The sequence below is a fragment of the Kineosporia rhizophila genome (assembly GCF_021277265.1).
Classification (GTDB): Bacteria; Actinomycetota; Actinomycetes; order Actinomycetales; family Kineosporiaceae; genus Kineosporia; species Kineosporia rhizophila.
This window is the reverse complement of record NZ_JAJSOH010000010.1, coordinates 61,113-76,916: the sequence shown is the minus strand read 5'-3', so window position 1 is coordinate 76,916 and position 15,804 is coordinate 61,113. Positions and strand designations below refer to the sequence as shown.

Here is a 15,804-nt window from a genome sequence, read left to right as displayed (position 1 = left end):
CACCATGACGACGACCTCGCCCGGGCCTGACGCCGCCCCCGACTCCGCCGCTCCCAGACGGGGGCGGCGTCTGTCGTGGGCGTCGTCGAAATCAGCTGGCCCAGCTGATCCGGCCGCCCAAGCCGACCCGGCCTGGGCCCGGCCCGCCCTGATCGTGCTGCTGCTGGCCACCGCGGCGCTGTACCTGCAGAACGTGGCGGTCTCGGGCAACGCCAACGAGTTCTACGCCGCGGCCGTGCAGGCCGCCTCGAAGAGCTGGAAGGCCTGGTTCTTCGGCGGTTTCGACGCGAGCGGCTTCATCACGGTGGACAAGCCGCCCGCCTCGACCTGGGTGATGGGCCTGTCCGCGCGGATCTTCGGCTACAGCAGCTGGAGCATGCTGGTGCCGCAGGCGCTGGAGGCCGTGGCCGCGGTGGCCCTGCTGTACGCGGCGGTCAAGCGCTGGTCCGGCCCGCTGGCCGGGCTGGTGGCCGGCGCGGTGCTGGCCCTCACCCCGGCCGTCGCCCTGATCTTCCGCTTCAACAACCCCGACGCCCTCCTGGTGCTGCTGATGACCGCGGCGACCTACTGCATGGTGCGGGCCCTGGAGAACGCCTCGACCAAGTGGGTGCTGCTGGCCGGCACCGCCCTCGGGTTCGCCTTCCTGACCAAGATGCTGCAGGGCTGGCTGATCGTGCCCGCCCTCGGCCTGGCCTACCTGGTCTGCGCCCCGGCCCCGGTGAAGCGGCGCATCCTGCAGCTGCTCGGCGGTCTGGTCGCGATGGTCGTCTCTTGCGGCTGGTGGATCGCCGCGGTCTCGCTGTGGCCGGCGGGCTCACGCCCGTACATCGGTGGCTCCGAGAACAACTCCGTGCTCGAGCTGGTGTTCGGCTACAACGGCCTGGGCCGCATCTTCGGGGGCGACGGCAACGGGGGCGGCGGAGGCGGCGGCATGGGCGGGACGGGCGGTCAGGCCGGTTCCTCGTTCGGCGGCGCCACCGGGCTGAACCGGTTGTTCGGCTCGGAGATGGGCAACCAGATCTCCTGGCTGCTGCCCGCCGCGCTGATCGCCCTGGTGGCCGGGCTGCTGATCACCGCCCGCCGGCCGCGCACCGACCGCACCCGGGCCGCGCTGATCGTGTGGGGCGGCTGGCTGCTGACCGTGGGTCTGATCTTCAGCTACATGAAGGGCACGATCCACCCGTACTACACCGTTGCCCTGGCTCCGGCCATCGCCGCTCTGATCGCGGTCGGCGGCACGGCGCTGTGGCAGGCCCGGAACCTCTGGCGCGCCCGCCTCGCCCTGGCCGCGATGGTGCTCTCCTCCGGCCTGTGGTCGTACACGCTGCTGGCCCGCAACGCCGACTGGCACCCGGAGCTGCGCTACCTCGTGCTCGCGGTCACCGTGGTCGCAGCAATCGGCCTGCTGGTCCCGCTGCGGCTGGCCACCCGGGCGCTGGCTGCGCTGGTCCTGGCCGGTCTGCTCGGGGGAGTGGCCGGCAGTGCGGCCTACGCCGTGGCCACCACCGCCAGCGCGCACACCGGCTCCATCCCCTCGGTCGGTCCGTCCAGCGCAGCCTCTTCCGGCTTCGGCGGAGGCGGCGGCGGTCGAGGGGGCGGAATGGGCAGCGGGTCGGAGGTCAGCGACGAACTGGTCGAGCTGCTGCAGAACGCCGGCACCAAGTGGGCGGCGGCCACCGTCAGCTCGAACTCGGCCGCTCCGTTGCAGCTGGCCAGCGGCCAGCCGGTGATGGCGCTGGGCGGGTTCTCCGGCAGCGATCCGGCGCCTACCCTGGAGGAGTTCCAGGCTTACGTGGCCGCCGGTGAGGTGCGGTACTTCATCTCCGGCGGCATGGGCGGCGGGATGGGAGGAGGCCGGGGCGGCGACAGCGGGATCGCGGACTGGGTTGCGGCGAACTACACCGCGATTACCGTAGGTGGACAGACGGTGTACGACCTGCAAGCTGCGTAGACCGCGCCGGAGACGGCCCAGATCTGGTGCGGTGGTGCTGTGGATCCCCTCCCCGCAGCGCCACCGCGCCCCCTCCTCGCTTCCTCCGCCCCGCGGTAGCCGTCCGGCACTGCGGCAGTGGGGGTGCGAGTGGAGACGCTCGATCTGGAGCCAGGGGGCGAAGACACCCCCGAAGGCCAACCGCCCACGCCCCTGCGCCTCCTGCTCTACGCGCTGGGGGCGATCCTCGTCCTGCTGCTGGGCAGCGTGGCGGTGGGCCGCAGCCCGCACCACCCCTACGAGCGCTTCGACGCCCAGCCGCAGCCGGCGATCAGCACCACCGAGCTGGATCCGGACCACCTCATCCCGTTCGCCCTGCGGGACACCTGCCCGGTGCGTACCGATCACCGCAACTACGTGACGGTCTCGTTCTGGCTGCACAACGTGGCCCTGGAACCGGCCCTGCTGGTCGGGGTGCAGGGGCATCCCCCGCTCGGCGGGCTCAGCCAGGAAGGCCCGGCCCTGTCCGGCGGTACCTGCAAGCGGCCCGGGCGTAGTGAGAAGGCAGTGATGGTCGAGCCGGAGAGCTCTCGGCTCTACACCGTGCGGTGGAAGCTGCCCGACGCCTGCCCCGAGCCCTACCCCCTGGAAGTGCGGGTGACCTACCAGCGTTCTGGCCAGGTGCTGATGAAGTCCGGCTACGTGACGGTGCTGGTCGACATGGGCGGTATCGGCTTCGTACAGTGCCCCAAAGCGGTACCAGACGCCTTTCCCACCTCCTGACTCTGAAAGTGCAGCCCGGCCCAGACGGTTCCAGACTCGGTCGGGTGGCAGTGCTTGAGCATGACGGTGGCCTCCTCGGCGGGGTACGCCCGGAACCGGGCTGCCCGAAGCGCATGGAGTTCGGGCCGTGCGGAGGCGTGCGGCCAGACCTGAGCTGCGAGATGCGCGCTCAGCCGTGCCCGTTCGCGGTGGCCGGTGAGGTGGTCGAGTGGACGGGACCGCAAGCTGACACCCGTCTTCAATTGGGCTCTTCGAAAACCCTGGTGCTCACCGACTTCACCGTTCGCCCCTACGATCTGGCCTCCGTAGAAGCGGTCGCCGCGGCTCTGCGGGGATCCTGCGACGGGGTGCTGGTCGGTGAGCACCACAACCGCCCGGATTTTCCGCCCAGCCTGATGACCCGGTTGATCACGGAAGCCGGACTCGCTGCGTGGGTGACGCTGACCTGCCGCGACCGCAATCGGGTGGTGCTGGAGCAGGAGCTCGCGGGGCTGGTCGCGGCGGGCGCCTCAGGCGTGCTCTGTGTGACCGGAGACGGCCGTGCTCACGACGTACGTCCTGAAGTCACCCAGGTTTTCGACATCGACAGTACGCGGCTCGCCGCCCTAGCGGCCTCGACCGGACTGACGGTTGCGGTGGCCGAGTCCCCCGACGCCCCACCGGTTGCGTTGCGCCCAGGACGGCTACGGGAGAAGCAACGGGCTGGAGCGCAGATCTGCCTGCTGAACCACGTCTCTTCGCCCGCCAGGGTGGCTGAATTCGTCTCCGTCGCGCGCGATTCCGGGGTAAGCATGCCGGTGATCGCGGGGGTTGCGGTGTATACCGACGAACGGTCCGCCCGCGCGTTGAGCCTGCCTGGACTGGGGCTGGACCAGGCTGTGGTGCAACGGGTTCTGTCGTCAGCTGATCCGGTCGCGGCGGGTATCGAGGCTGCGGTTACGGAGGCCCAGGAACTACTAGCAGTGGACGGGGTGGTGGGGGTGAACCTGTCCGGGCTGGCTTCGGGGCGGGGTGAGGTTCTCGCGGCGGAAATCAAGGCCGAGGTAGGAAGGACGGTGCTGGCCCAGTGAGCGCGATGGAGTCCGAGTTCGGGGTGCAGGCCACCTGGACGGCCGACGCGGTGGGGCTGCTCGGTGCCGAGTACGCGATTCCTGCGGCCTGTAAGGGCAGTGCCAGTCCGGCCGTACTCGACTGGCTCGCAGCCGAGTGCCGACTACGCCCAGAAATGCTGCTTACGGACGTCGGTGGCGGGCTGGGTGGGCCAACCGCCTTCGCGGCGCGGCATCACGGCATCCGGCCCCTGGTGCTCGAACCAATGGTGGCCGCCTGCGCGGCGGCGACGCAGTTGTTCTCGGTGTCGGCGCTGGCCTGCGAAGGGGCCCGGCTGCCGCTGGCCGACGAGAGTGCCGACGCTGTGTGGTGCCTGGGCGTGCTGTGCACCACCTCGGACAAGACCGGGCTGGTCGAGGAGATCGCCCGGATCATGAAACCGGGCGCGGCGCTGGGGCTCCTGGTGTTCACCAGCGATCAGCCGCAGCCGCCCGGGGCGCCGGAGGGCAACGAGTTCCCCTCGGAGGCGGAGCTTCCCGGCCTGCTGGACCGGGCCGGCCTGGAGATCACCGGCTCGATCCGCGCGGCCGACCTGCCGGCCGACGACCGGGCCGAGGAGTGGGACCGGCAGGCCGCCGAGGTGCAGGCCCTGGTGGAGCGCCTGCACACCGGCGACCCGCGGCTGAGCGAGGCCCAGGAGCAGGAACGACGGATCGGCCGGCTGATCGGGGACGGCGTCGTGCGGGCGAACCTGCTGGCCGCCGTCCGGCGCTGACCGGCGGGCCTACTTGATCTGGCCCATGACCTCGGCGGTGAGCTCGACCGAGCGCAGCCGGCCCTCGGTCTCGGTGTGCGCGAAGGCGACGATCAGCTCGTCCGCGTCGGCGACCTTCTTGAACTGCTCGAGGTAGTCCTTCACCTCACCGGGCGTACCGGCCGCGGTGTACTTGGTCATCTCCTCCAGCTGCACCGCCTGGCCGGAGTCGACGATCTGCTCGGCCTCGGCCTCGGTGAGCGTGCGCCCCCGGCCGTAGAGCAGGCCGACCCGCTGGATCTTGACCCGGCGCAGCTCGGCCTGGGCCTGCTCGGTGGTGTCGGTGGCGATCACGTTCAGCGCGGCCAGCACGTGCGGGTGGTCGAGCTGGGCCGAGGGCTTGAAGTCGCGGCGGTAGATCGCCACGGCGTCCTGCAGGGCGGACGGGGCGAAGTGCGAGGCGAAGGCGTAGGGCAGGCCGAGCGCGGCGGCCAGCTGGGCCCCGAACAGCGAGGAACCGAGGATGTACAGCGGCACCCGGGTGTTCTTGCCGGGGATCGCCTGCACACCGCGGACCTTGGACTCCCCGGCCAGGAAGCCCTGCAGCTCGACCACGTCCTGCGGGAAGTTCTCGGCGGTGGCCGGGTCGCGGCGCAACGCGTAGGTGGTGGCCTGGTCCGAGCCCGGGGCCCGGCCCAGGCCCAGCTCGATCCGGCCCGGGTGCACCTCGGCCAGGGTGCCGAACTGCTCGGCGATCACCAGCGGCGAGTGGTTGGGCAGCATCACCCCGCCGGCGCCGAGCTTGATCGAGGTGGTGTTGGCGGCCACGTGGGCGATCAGGACGCTGGTGGCCGAGGAGGCGATCGCGGCCATGTTGTGGTGCTCGGCGTACCAGACCCGCTCGTACCCGGTCCTCTCCGCGGTCTGGGCCAGGGCGACGCTGGCGGCGATCGCCTGACCGGCGGTCTGGCCCTTCGCCACGGGTGCGAGGTCGAGGATCGACAGGGGTGTGGCCACGGTTGCTGCCCTTCGTCACGGTTTCCGAACGTGCTGGTCTTCCTGAGGTGGCAACGGCCGGTGCGCGAGGAGTAGTCCCGGATCCGGCCAGGTGTTTGACGGGGATCGATCACTTGCGTGGAGTTACCTAACGGTCACAGAAAGTCGAGGTAACCTGCGGACGGCCATCTGCAACCGGACGGATGAACTGAGGTCCCATGCTGCATTCGTTCGCCAGGGACGCGGCGACCGCGGCCTACTACCAGAAGCGGGCCCGGGAGTACGACGACTGGTACACCGGCGAGGGGCGGTTCGCGTCGCGCAATCGGCCCGGCTGGCGGGAAGAGGTGATCCGCCTGGTCGAGTTCGTTTCCGGTCTGCCCGCCGCGCGCACCCTCGACATCGCCTGCGGCAGCGGCTTTCTCACCCGTCACCTGGCCGGGATGGTGGTGGCGCTCGACCAGAGCCCGGCGATGGTCGCGCTGACCCAGTCGCGGCTGCCCGAGGGGGTGGCGATGACCGGCGACGCGCTGAACCTGCCGTTCGCCGACGGCGCCTTCAACCGCGTGGTCACCGGTCACTTCTACGGGCACCTGCCGGAGGACGAGCGGGAGATGTTCCTGGCCCAGGCGCGGCGGGTGGCACCCGAGCTGATCGTCATCGACTCGGCCCTGCGGCCCGGGCTGCCCGAGTCCCGCACCGAGGAACGGGTGCTGAACGACGGGTCCCGGCACCAGGTGTACAAGCGATTCCTCTCGCCCCGGCAGCTCACCGCCGAGATCGGCGGCGAGGTGCTGTTCACCGGCACCTGGTTCGTGGTCGCCCGCTCGGTGCAGGCGTGAACCCGGTCAGCTGATCGCGGCGGCCACCACCCGGGGCACGTCGTCGATCCACAGCCCGGCGTTGGTGGTCTCGATCTGGACCCGGGAACCGTCTTTCAGCGTCAGCTTCATCACCTGTCCCTCGGAGACCAGGGCGTCGCGGTGCTTCACCTCCGAGATCTGCCGGAAGGTGAGCCACGTCCCGCCGTTGGCCAGGGCCCAGGCCTGGGGGTGGGCGCCGACCTGGTCGGCGAAGGCCTGGATCCGGTGCAGGGCGCGGTCGTGGTGGTGGCTGCGCGGGGTGAAGACCCACTTCAGCGCCCGCCAGGGATTCATCCGGCCCTCCGGCGGGGTGCGCCCGGCCAGGATGCCCTCGTCGAACACCAGCACGTCCTGCGCACCCCGGGGACGCAGGTGGTGACGGGCCGGCCCCTTCACGGTGATCTTGGCCAGGGCCACCGCCCCGGCCAGCAGTGCACCGCCCGGCCGGTCCGGGGGAGCGACCGGCCGGTGCAGGTCGAGTCCGGCCCAGATCAGTACGTCGGCCAGATGGCCGACCGCGCGCGGGTCTTCCAGGGCATCGTTCAGCGGGTCGTCCAGGACCTCGTCCAGGGGAGGTTCGAAGGAGTGGCCGTCCGGGTGCCGGTAGTCGATCCGGAACGGGCCCTGGGGGCTGAAGTCGGGTAGCGCGGCCACCCGCCGCTCCTGGCCCAGCAGGGTGATGATCGCGCCCAGCAGCGTGTGGCCCAGGACCTGCCGGGACTGGGCCGAGCGCTGCTCGCGCGGGGTGTCGCCCCGGAGCAACGGGGCGGCGAGCCGTTCGCCGTGCCCGGCCGCCATCACCCGCAGCACCGAGTCGAGCGTGGGCGGGGCGTCCCGGTCCAGCTGTTGCAGAGCACCCATCAGCAGGGCCGCCGACTCGTCGTGGGTCTGCAGCATGCGCCGGGTGAGAACGCTGGACCAGTCGGAGACGGCGGGGCTGGGGCCGGGGGCGATCTGGGTGGCCTCCACCTCGGTCAGGCGCTGCCCCGGCTGCATCAGCCACGACCAGGCCGGCTCGTCCGGGTACTCCAGGTACGGCGCCGAGCGGGGGTCCGGCACGGGCAGTCGACGCAGCAGTTCGATGCGCTCCGGCACCGGCGGGTGGGAGTCGTAGGGCGAGGTGGGCCGGGGGTGGCGGCGGACCTCCTCCTCGAGGGCGGGGCCGGAGTGGCGGATCACGCCGGAGAAAGCCTCGGAGAGGCTGCCCCGGGGCCCGCCGTTCACCATCGCCTGCCCGTAGGAGCCGAGCACCTGCCCCCAGGCCAGGGACAAGAAGTGCAGCCGGCTCAGCGCGGCGGCCATCGCCTCCGGTCCGGCCAGCCGGGCGGCCCACTGGTCGGCCTGGCGTTCCTTCTCCCGGCGGACCGAGGCCGAGACCCGTTCGTACAGCTTCAGGTACACCACGAGCAGGCGCCGGACCAGGCCCGGGTCGTGGTTGTCGAGGGTGGCCTGGAGGAAGTAGTGGGCGCGGTGGACGAAGGTGCTGCCGCGGGTGTGACCGTGCGCCAGATGACCCATCTCGTGGGCGATCACGGCCCGCAGTTCGGCCCGGGTGAGACCGATCAGCAGAGGCAGGCCGATCAGCAGCTCGCGTCGGCCCGAGGCCTCGGTGACGGCCGCCGTGACCCGGCCGAAGAGCACCACCCGGTCGGGCGGGTCCTCGTCCATGGCCTCGGCCACCGCCCGGATCTCGGCCCAGAGCCGGGGTTCCTGCTGCGGCGAGATCTCCAGCCCGGGGGCGGGCGGGAGCCGGCGCAGCCGCAGGAGTTCGCGGCCGGTCGCGAACACGGCCGCGACCAGTGGGAACGCCAGCACGATGACCTTGCCGCCGAGCTGGCCGGCGTACTTGATGCCGATCACGAACAACACCAGGATCAGCACCAGAACAGCCATCAGCACCACTGGGAACAACACCAGCAACGCAACGCTCGCCCAGACCCGCAACCGCATTCCCCAAGCACCCACCGGGGGACTCTAGGGGTTACCACCCACTGAGGTGACCGTTTCGCCCGAGGCGGGCAAACGTCTTCAATCAGGTCTGCCTCAGGGGTACCCCGCCGAGCGCCTCGGTCAGGTCCTCGGCCCGCACCGGCTTGGACAGGTAGCCGTCCATCCCGGCGGCCGCGCAGGCGTCCCGGTCCTCCTTGGTCACGCTCGCGGTCATCGCGATGATGTGCGGCTGACGGCCGGGCGGGATCTGTGCGCGGATCGTCCGGGTCGCCTCGAGGCCGTCCATCACCGGCATGTGCATGTCCATCAGCACGACGTCGTAGTCGAGCCGCTCCAGCGCCTCCACCGCCTCCAGGCCGTTGTTGGCCAGCTCGACCGTGTGCCCGAGCTTGCCCAGCATCAGCCGGCCCACCTTCTGGTTGATCTCGTTGTCCTCGACCAGCAGGATCCGCAGTTTGCCGGCCACCGTGAGGTCGCGGTCGCGCGGGGCGGGCTGGGCCTGGTCGCCCGGCGGGCTGGGCTGCGGGATCTGGGCGGGCGGACCGGACGTCTCCGGAACGAGCGCCTGTCCCAGGGCCTCGACCAGGGCGGCGCTGCGGATCGGCTTGGTCAGCACCGAGGCGAACACCTTCTCCTGACTGCGGTCACGCCGGCCGATGCTGGACAGCAGCACCAGCGGAAGGTCCTTGCCACCGGGCAGCTGACGCAGGGCCAGGGCCAGCTGCACACCGTCCATCACCGGCATCGCGTAGTCCAGGATCGCCAGGTCGAACTGCACGCCGCTGCCGATCAGGGCCAGCGCGTCGAGCGGGGAGGGGCTGTCCTGACAGACCATCCCGAAGCTCTCCAGCTGCAGCCGCAGGATCTGGCGGTTGGTGTCGCTGTCGTCCACGATCAGCACGTGCCGTCCGGCCACCACGGCCGGCGGGCGCTTCGGCAGCCCCTGCCGGTCCGGGCCCTGGGGCAGGCCGAGGGCCACGGCGAAGGTGAACCGCGAGCCCACGCCCACCTCGCTGGTCACGGTCAGCTGCCCGGACATCGCCTCGACGATCGCCTTGCTGATCGCCAGGCCCAGCCCGGTGCCGCCGTACAGCCGCGTGGTGGAGGCATCGACCTGGCTGAACGACCGGAACAACCGGCCCATGTTCTCCTTGGAGATGCCGATCCCGGTGTCCGCCACGGTGAACCGCAGGCGCGCCCGCTCGCCCACGCTCGCGTCGGTGGCGTCCCAGTCGCCCGCGGCCGGGTCCACCGGGTTCAGCGGTTCCTCCTCCAGCTCGACCTTCAGCAGCACGTCGCCCTGGGTAGTGAACTTGATCGCGTTGCTCACCAGGTTGGTCAGCACCTGCCGCAGCCGGGTGACGTCACCCACCACCACCGCCGGGCAGTCCAGGTCCACGTGCGAGACCAGGTCGATGTTCTTCAGCGACCCGGCGAACTGGGCGACCACCCCCTCGACGCACTCCCGCAGCTCGAACGGGTGCTCCTCGAGGTCCAGGTCACCGGCCTCGATCTTGGAGAAGTCGAGGATGTCGTTGATGATCGCCAGCAGCTGGTCGCCGCTGCTGCGCACGGTCAGCAGCAGCTCGCGCTGCTCGTCGTTCAGCGGGGTCTCCAGCAGCAGGCCGGTCATCCCGATCACGGCGTTCATCGGGGTCCGGATCTCGTGGCTCATGGTGGCCAGGAAGGCCGACTTGGCCTTGGTCGCCGCCACCGCGGCGTCCCGGGCGTGGGTCATCGCCTCCATCGCGGCGGCCTTCTCGGCCTCGGCCCGGCGCCGCTCGGTCACGTCCAGGGCCACCGTGCAGATCGCGTAGGTCTGGCCGGCCTCGTCCTGCAGCGGGATGCGCACGGTGTCGTACCAGTGCCGGCCGTCGGCCAGGTCGGCGATCTCGTCGACCTGTACCGGACCCCGCAGCCCACGCCGGTCGTTGGCCCGCCAGCGGCTGGCCAGCCGGGGGTCGAGCAGCTCGTCGGTGGCCCCGACGATCTCCTTCTCGTCGATCCCGAAGGCGTCCAGGAACGCCTGGTTCACCATCAGGTAGTGGCCGCTCAGGTCCTTCACGGTGATGATCGACTGGTTGTTGTGGATCACCGCGCGCAGCATGTGGCTCTGCGCGTCGCGTTCCTTCTCGGCCCGCACCCGCGCGGTCACGTCGGTGACCACCCCGATGTAGCCGCAGATCACGTCCGGGTCGCCGTCGTACATCGGCCGCATCGACACCTCGACGGTGTGCCGGGTGCCGTCCTTGGCGATGTGCGTGCGGGGCCGGCGCAGCGCCGGGTGGTCGAGGTGGCCGGTGAGCAGGGCCAGACCGAAGGGCTCGCCGACCTCGGCCGCGATCTGGGCCATCTCGTCCGGGTCGTGCCAGGACAGGGCCCGCCGGGTGCCCAGCACCTCGTCCGCGGTGTAGCCCAGCAGGTGCTCGGCGCCGCGGTTCCACAGCGTGATCCGGCCCTGCGGGTCGATCGCGACGAAGGCGTGCTCGGTGGCGTCGAGCACCTGGACCAGCAGGTCCCGGGCCCGGCGCACCTCGCGTTCGGTGCGGCGCAGCTCGGTGACGTCGAACAGGGTGCCGACCACGTGCACGGTGCGGCCGTCGGGGTCGGTCTCGCGCCGGCCCCGGGCCTGCACGATGCGTTCCTCGCCGTCGCGGCGCACGATCCGGTACTCCAGCTGCTCGGCCACCCCGCCGTCACGGATCCGGGCGGTGGCCGAGGTGACCCGCTCGCGGTCGTCGGGATGGATGAAGGTGCGGGACAGCTCCACGGTCGGGTGGACCTGCCCGGGAACGACCCCGAAGAGCCGGTACAGCTGCGGCGACCACCACGACTCGCCGGTCGAGAGGTCGACCGCCCAGCTGGCCAGCTCGGCGATCTCCTGGGCCTCCTCGAGCTGGCGGCCGCGCCGCAGCGCCTCGGCGTTGGCCTCGCCCAGGGCCTGCTGCGCGGCCGTCCGGTCGGTGACGTCGCGGCCGATCAGCATCAGCTCGGTGACCGTGCCGTCCTCGTCCGGGATCGGCAGCATGCTCACCTCGATCAGCCGGTAGCCGCCGGTGCCGACGTGCCGGACCCGGCTGGTGAACTCCCGCCGCTGCCCGCCGGCCACGTCCCGCACGGCCTGGCGGGCGGCCTCCCGCTCGTCCGGGTGCACCATCATCCCGACGATGTCGGTGGTGTTCGTGGCGGCCTCGGGGGAGAGACCGAGCACGTGCTGGAGGGCGGGGGAGGCGTAGAGCAGCTGCCCCTGCGGCGACATCCGGCCGATGATGTCGGGCGAGCTCTCGACCAGGGTGCGGTAGCGGCTCTCGGAGCTGGCCAGCAGCTTGATCAGGCGCTGCCGCTCGGCCAGTTCCTGCTCCCGCTCGAACAACGTGCGCCGCAGCGTGAGCTGGGTCATCACCTGCTCGCTGAGCACCCGCAGCAGCTCCAGCTGCTCGTCGGTGAGATGGCGCGGCTCGTAGTCGATCACGCAGAGCGTGCCCAGCACCTCACCGCTGGGCGTCTCGAGCGGGAAGCCGGCGTAGAAGCGGATCTGCGGTTCGTCGGTGACCAGGGGGTTGTCGAAGAACCGGGGGTCGGTGCTGGCGTCGGTGACGATCACCGGGGCCCGGTCGGAGACCACCCGGTCGCAGAAGGCGGTGCGGCGCTCACCCTCCCGGTTGGCCATGCCCACCGCCGCCTTGAACCACTGCCGGTGCTCGTCGATCAGGGTGATCGTGGAGCTGGGGGTGCGGGCGATCGACGACGCCACCCGGACCAGGGCGTCGAAGCCGGGCTCGGGGTCGGTGTCCAGGATGCGGTACGTGTCCAGCTCGGCCAGGCGGCGGGCCTCGGCCGGAGCGGGCCCGTCCACCTCGTCCGGGAGCTGGGAGTGCTCGGTCACCTCTGGGACATCGGCGCGCCGGACCTCGCGCTGGACCGTCACCGCATCCCTCATGGAACTCTCATCCGGGGCTGCGACGGTGGTGCTGCACCCGGCGGAACCCGCTCTTCGGGGCCACCGTTGGATCAGTGAGTTGTTCGGGAGGTCGGTCAATGGGAGGCAGCAGGTCATGCGCAGTGTGGTTTCGAAGCGGTCGGGGGCGGTCCGCACACTGGTGGTGCTGCCGCTCGCCGCACTCCTGCTGGCCGCGTGCAGTGGCGAGGGCTCCACCGCCGACCAGATCAACCAGCTCAACGACACGGCCAACGAGCTCAACGACACGGCCCAGGAGCTGGAGTCGGCGGCCGACAGCATCCCCGACCTCAGCCAGGCGGAAGACGCCCTGCAGGACGCCGCCCAGAACCTGGGCCAGAAGGGGCAGGCCGAGCTGGCCTGCAGCACCGTGCGCGCGGTGGTGAGCACCAGCGAGGGCGGCGACGCCGAGGCGGCCGCCACGCAGCTCGCGGCCACGGTGGCCACCATCTTCAACACCCTGGGGCAGGACGAGGAGGGGGCGGACAGCTTCGACCTCGACGCGGTGATGCAGGAGGAGTGCCCGAAGGTGCACACCGAGGCGCTCGAGATCACCCAGCGCGACAGCCTGAACGAGCTCTACCGCAACTGATCTCCGCCCCGGACATCCGGGCGAATCACCACGACCCGGGCGCGAACGCATCGCGTCCGGGTCGTGCTTTTGCCGTGCGGTGTGACAACTGGGACTCAGGAGGTAGCCTGCTGGACGGCCACCGGGGGGCAAGGGCCGAGGTCGAAGGCGATCTGACCTTCTGAAAAGACTGATCCGGAGAACTTACCGTGGCATCTGGTTTGCGTAAGGCAGTTGGCGTGGCGGTAGCGGCCCCGCTGCTCGGGCTCGTGCTGGCGGGGTGCGGGAACGGCGCCAGCGGGACCACCGCCGAGCAGACCGCCCCGGCCCCGACCCAGGCGGCGACCACCTCCGGCGAGACCGAGGCCGCGGAGCCGACCGAGACCGCGCGCTACGACATCAATCTGATCATGGTGTGCGACGTGGTCGAGGCCACGCTGGCCGACCTGGGCGCCAAGCCCACCGTGCCGCACGCCCGGTCCGCCTTCCGCAAGGCCCTCACCGCGGCCTTCGAGACCTCGACCACCCCCGACGCCACCCTGCGCGACGTCGAGGTGGACAACATGCTGAACGAGGGGTGCCCGGGGGCCCGCTCGAAGGCGCTGACCGTCATCGACCTCGACGCGATGTCCAAGCTCGCCCGCTGAGAACGGCTCAGGCGGGCACCGGTTCGCGGGCCGGCTGCGCCGGCGCCTTCCGGCGCGGCAGCCAGGCCTGCTCGATGTACCGGTGGCCGATCTCGGCCGCGACGAACGTGCCCGCGAGCGTGGCCGAGACCAGAGCGGCGGCCACCGGCGGGGCGTCCTGGTCGAGACCGGCCAGGCTGATGACCAGCTCGAAGGTCACCAGCACGGGGCCGTGCAGCGCGTAGATCGCGAACGACCGGCTGCCCAGCCACTGCGCGACCGGCCGGTTCAGCAGCCACTGGGCCGGGCCGCCGGTGGGCAGGGCCAGGCTGATCACCAGCAGCACGGCCAGACCCAGCATGGGCAGGAACCGCAGCTCCCGGACCAGCTCGCGCTCCCAGCAGGCCAGCACCACGAGCAGGAGCCCGATCACGCCGAGCGGCATCGCCGCCCGCACCTTCCGGCCCGGACGGGCCGCCAGCCACAGGTACAGCTCGTAGGCCACCATGCCCGCGCCGAGACCGCCCAGGCCCCGCCCGAACGCCACCCAGCCCACCGTGTTCTCGGCGTCGGCGGGGGTGAGCGAGAGGATCACGGCCCCGGCGACCAGCGCCACCGGGCCGACCAGGCTGCGCAGCCGGGGCGCGAGCACGGCGATCACGACGACCACCAGGATGTTGGCCCAGAGCTCGATCGACAGCGACCAGGCGGCCGCGTACCCGGCGAACAGCGGGCCGACGAAACCCTGCACCAGGAAGAAGCTGGTGATCCAGGCCCGGGGCGTGGTGTCGTCGTGGGTGAAGGCGCCGGCCTCGGGGGTGTGGAACAGGTTCAGGGCCTGGCACAGGGCGGCGAACGAGACTCCGGCCAGGGCGATCGTCCAGCCGGTCAGGTGCAGCGGCATGAAGCGCCGCACCCGCAGCGCCGCGAAGCGGGCGGCCGAGCGCAGGCCGTCGGTGCGCAGCAGGGTGCGGGCCAGCACGAAACCGCTGAGCACGAAGAACAGGTCGACCATCAGGTAGCCGCCGGTGACCAGCCGGTCGACGGTCTCCGGGGCACCGAGGTCGCGCAGCTCGCGGCGCAGGTGGAAGAAGACCACCACCAGGGCCGCCAGGCCGCGCAGGCCGTCCAGGGCGGTGAAGCGGTTCGGGACGGACATGCACGGCCTTTCACTCAACCTTCAACAACGTTCGAAGGTTAGGTGAATGCTGTGAGAACCGCGCGAGGAGATGTGCGCTATGCCCTATTGTGGAGAGTCTTTGCCGTGAATTTAGGAGACCGGCGGAATCGCTGAGCGCTGCATCCGCTCCGCCACCCTCCCCACCGCCTCCGCCAGCTCCGGCGGTGACAACACCCGGAACTCGGACCCGACCAGGCTCAGCCACGGCGCCATCGACTCGGCGTCCGCGCCCCCGATCGTCACCACGCACTGATCCTCGCCCTCGGCCTCCACCGCCTCGGCCGCCGTGCCCAGCCGCTCGGAGACAACCTGGGCCGACGCGAACACCCGCAGCCGGGCGGTCACCGCCCACTGCACCGACTGACTGCCCCGCCGCACGAAGGCGGCCGCGTCCCCGCCGGGCACCTCCCGCTCGGCGAACCGCGCGCCCACGGCCAGCGGATCGCTCACCCTGTCCACCCGGAACGTGCGCCAGTCGACCCGGTCCAGGTCCCAGGCCAGCAGATACCAGCGCCTTCCCCAATTCACCAGACGGTTCGGCTCGACCGCCCGCTTGGACACGGTGCCCCCGTGGTCCGCGTAGCCGAAGCGCACCCGCTCCCGGTCCCGGCAGGCCGAGGCCAGCAGGGAGAGCGTGCCCGGATCGACCACCGGAACCGGCGCGGCCGCGGTGCCCGGGCCGATCCGCACGGTGTAGGCGGTCAGCGCGTCCACCCGCCGGCCCAAGCGGTGCGGCAGTACGCGCTGCAGCTTGGTCAACGCCCGCAGCGCGCTCTCTTCCAGACCGGCCACCGCCCCGCCGGCCGCGGTTCTCAGGCTCAGCGCGATCGCCACCGCCTCGTCGTCCTCCAGCAGCAACGGCGGCAGGTCGGCGCCCGCCCCGAGGCGGTACCCGCCCACCGAGCCGCGGGTCGCGTCGACCGGGTAGCCCAGCGAGCGCAGCCGTTCCACGTCGTGCCGGATCGTCCGGGTGCTCACGTTCAGCCGCTGGGCCAGCTCCGGCCCGGACCACTCACGCGGGGTCTGGAGCAGCGACAGGAGCTGGAGCAGTCGCTTCGAGGTCTCGGCCATGCCGTCCAGGGTGACAGGCCAAGCGGAAGGCTTCGTTCCTCTTGCCAGGCGTCCGCTCGGGTGGGTCCCCAG

12 protein-coding genes are annotated in these 15,804 nt (G+C 71.4%); 7 read left to right on the top strand and 5 right to left on the bottom strand.

Going from position 1 to position 15,804, the window contains the following annotated elements; genetic code table 11:
* Nucleotides 1–4 precede the first annotated feature (4 nt).
* The 4 genes from LWF15_RS16470 (at nucleotide 5) to LWF15_RS16455 (ending at nucleotide 4,538) form a co-directional block, all read left to right on the top strand.
* Nucleotides 5–1,951 (top strand): ArnT family glycosyltransferase, encoded by a 1,947-nt coding sequence (locus LWF15_RS16470; protein WP_232811707.1) that lies wholly within the window; start codon nucleotides 5–7, stop codon nucleotides 1,949–1,951.
* Between the two features lie 129 nt (nucleotides 1,952–2,080).
* Nucleotides 2,081–2,713, top strand: coding sequence for a hypothetical protein (locus tag LWF15_RS16465; protein ID WP_232811706.1), 633 nt, complete (start codon nucleotides 2,081–2,083; stop codon nucleotides 2,711–2,713).
* 113 nt (nucleotides 2,714–2,826) lie between these two features.
* Nucleotides 2,827–3,783, top strand: a complete 957-nt coding sequence (locus LWF15_RS16460; protein WP_352396541.1) for a methylenetetrahydrofolate reductase — start codon at nucleotides 2,827–2,829, stop codon at nucleotides 3,781–3,783.
* 5 nt (nucleotides 3,784–3,788) lie between these two features.
* Nucleotides 3,789–4,538, top strand: coding sequence for a class I SAM-dependent methyltransferase (locus tag LWF15_RS16455; protein WP_232811858.1), 750 nt, complete (start codon nucleotides 3,789–3,791; stop codon nucleotides 4,536–4,538).
* A 9-nt stretch (nucleotides 4,539–4,547) separates the two neighbouring features.
* Here the strand turns inward: LWF15_RS16455 and LWF15_RS16450 are convergent, their stop codons facing one another.
* Nucleotides 4,548–5,534 carry an LLM class flavin-dependent oxidoreductase gene (locus tag LWF15_RS16450; RefSeq protein ID WP_232811704.1) on the bottom strand — a complete coding sequence of 329 codons (987 nt, stop codon included), beginning with the start codon at nucleotides 5,532–5,534 and terminating at the stop codon, nucleotides 4,548–4,550.
* Between the two features lie 197 nt (nucleotides 5,535–5,731).
* Here LWF15_RS16450 and LWF15_RS16445 point away from each other — a divergent pair, with 197 nt between their 5' ends.
* Nucleotides 5,732–6,355 (top strand): class I SAM-dependent methyltransferase, encoded by a 624-nt coding sequence (locus tag LWF15_RS16445; RefSeq protein WP_232811703.1) that lies wholly within the window; start codon nucleotides 5,732–5,734, stop codon nucleotides 6,353–6,355.
* Nucleotides 6,356–6,361: 6 nt separating this feature from the next.
* Here LWF15_RS16445 and LWF15_RS16440 read toward each other — a convergent pair whose 3' ends face one another.
* Complete coding sequence (locus LWF15_RS16440) at nucleotides 6,362–8,341, bottom strand: M48 family metalloprotease (protein WP_232811702.1); 1,980 nt, start codon at nucleotides 8,339–8,341, stop codon at nucleotides 6,362–6,364.
* A 67-nt stretch (nucleotides 8,342–8,408) separates the two neighbouring features.
* Complete coding sequence (locus tag LWF15_RS16435) at nucleotides 8,409–12,266, bottom strand: PAS domain S-box protein (protein WP_232811701.1); 3,858 nt, start codon at nucleotides 12,264–12,266, stop codon at nucleotides 8,409–8,411.
* 115 nt (nucleotides 12,267–12,381) lie between these two features.
* On the opposite strand from LWF15_RS16435, the gene LWF15_RS16430 reads away from it, so the two are divergent.
* Nucleotides 12,382–12,876 (top strand): hypothetical protein, encoded by a 495-nt coding sequence (locus tag LWF15_RS16430; RefSeq protein ID WP_232811700.1) that lies wholly within the window; start codon nucleotides 12,382–12,384, stop codon nucleotides 12,874–12,876.
* Nucleotides 12,877–13,094: 218 nt separating this feature from the next.
* Nucleotides 13,095–13,502 carry a hypothetical protein gene (locus tag LWF15_RS16425; RefSeq protein ID WP_232811699.1) on the top strand — a complete coding sequence of 136 codons (408 nt, stop codon included), beginning with the start codon at nucleotides 13,095–13,097 and terminating at the stop codon, nucleotides 13,500–13,502.
* A gap of 7 nt (nucleotides 13,503–13,509) precedes the next feature.
* Here LWF15_RS16425 and LWF15_RS16420 read toward each other — a convergent pair whose 3' ends face one another.
* Nucleotides 13,510–14,640 carry an acyltransferase family protein gene (locus LWF15_RS16420; RefSeq protein WP_232811698.1) on the bottom strand — a complete coding sequence of 377 codons (1,131 nt, stop codon included), beginning with the start codon at nucleotides 14,638–14,640 and terminating at the stop codon, nucleotides 13,510–13,512.
* A 111-nt stretch (nucleotides 14,641–14,751) separates the two neighbouring features.
* Nucleotides 14,752–15,732 (bottom strand): helix-turn-helix transcriptional regulator, encoded by a 981-nt coding sequence (locus tag LWF15_RS16415; RefSeq protein ID WP_232811697.1) that lies wholly within the window; start codon nucleotides 15,730–15,732, stop codon nucleotides 14,752–14,754.
* Nucleotides 15,733–15,804: the final 72 nt, after the last annotated feature.

Coding starts and splice junctions, on each gene's coding strand:
- LWF15_RS16470 (WP_232811707.1), top strand. CDS start 5: ATGACGACGACCTCGCCCGGGCCTGACGCCGCCCCCGACTCCGCCGCT.
- LWF15_RS16460 (WP_352396541.1), top strand. CDS start 2,827: ATGGAGTTCGGGCCGTGCGGAGGCGTGCGGCCAGACCTGAGCTGCGAG.
- LWF15_RS16455 (WP_232811858.1), top strand. CDS start 3,789: ATGGAGTCCGAGTTCGGGGTGCAGGCCACCTGGACGGCCGACGCGGTG.
- LWF15_RS16445 (WP_232811703.1), top strand. CDS start 5,732: ATGCTGCATTCGTTCGCCAGGGACGCGGCGACCGCGGCCTACTACCAG.
- LWF15_RS16435 (WP_232811701.1), bottom strand. CDS start 12,266: ATGAGGGATGCGGTGACGGTCCAGCGCGAGGTCCGGCGCGCCGATGTC.
- LWF15_RS16430 (WP_232811700.1), top strand. CDS start 12,382: ATGCGCAGTGTGGTTTCGAAGCGGTCGGGGGCGGTCCGCACACTGGTG.
- LWF15_RS16420 (WP_232811698.1), bottom strand. CDS start 14,640: ATGTCCGTCCCGAACCGCTTCACCGCCCTGGACGGCCTGCGCGGCCTG.
- LWF15_RS16415 (WP_232811697.1), bottom strand. CDS start 15,732: ATGGCCGAGACCTCGAAGCGACTGCTCCAGCTCCTGTCGCTGCTCCAG.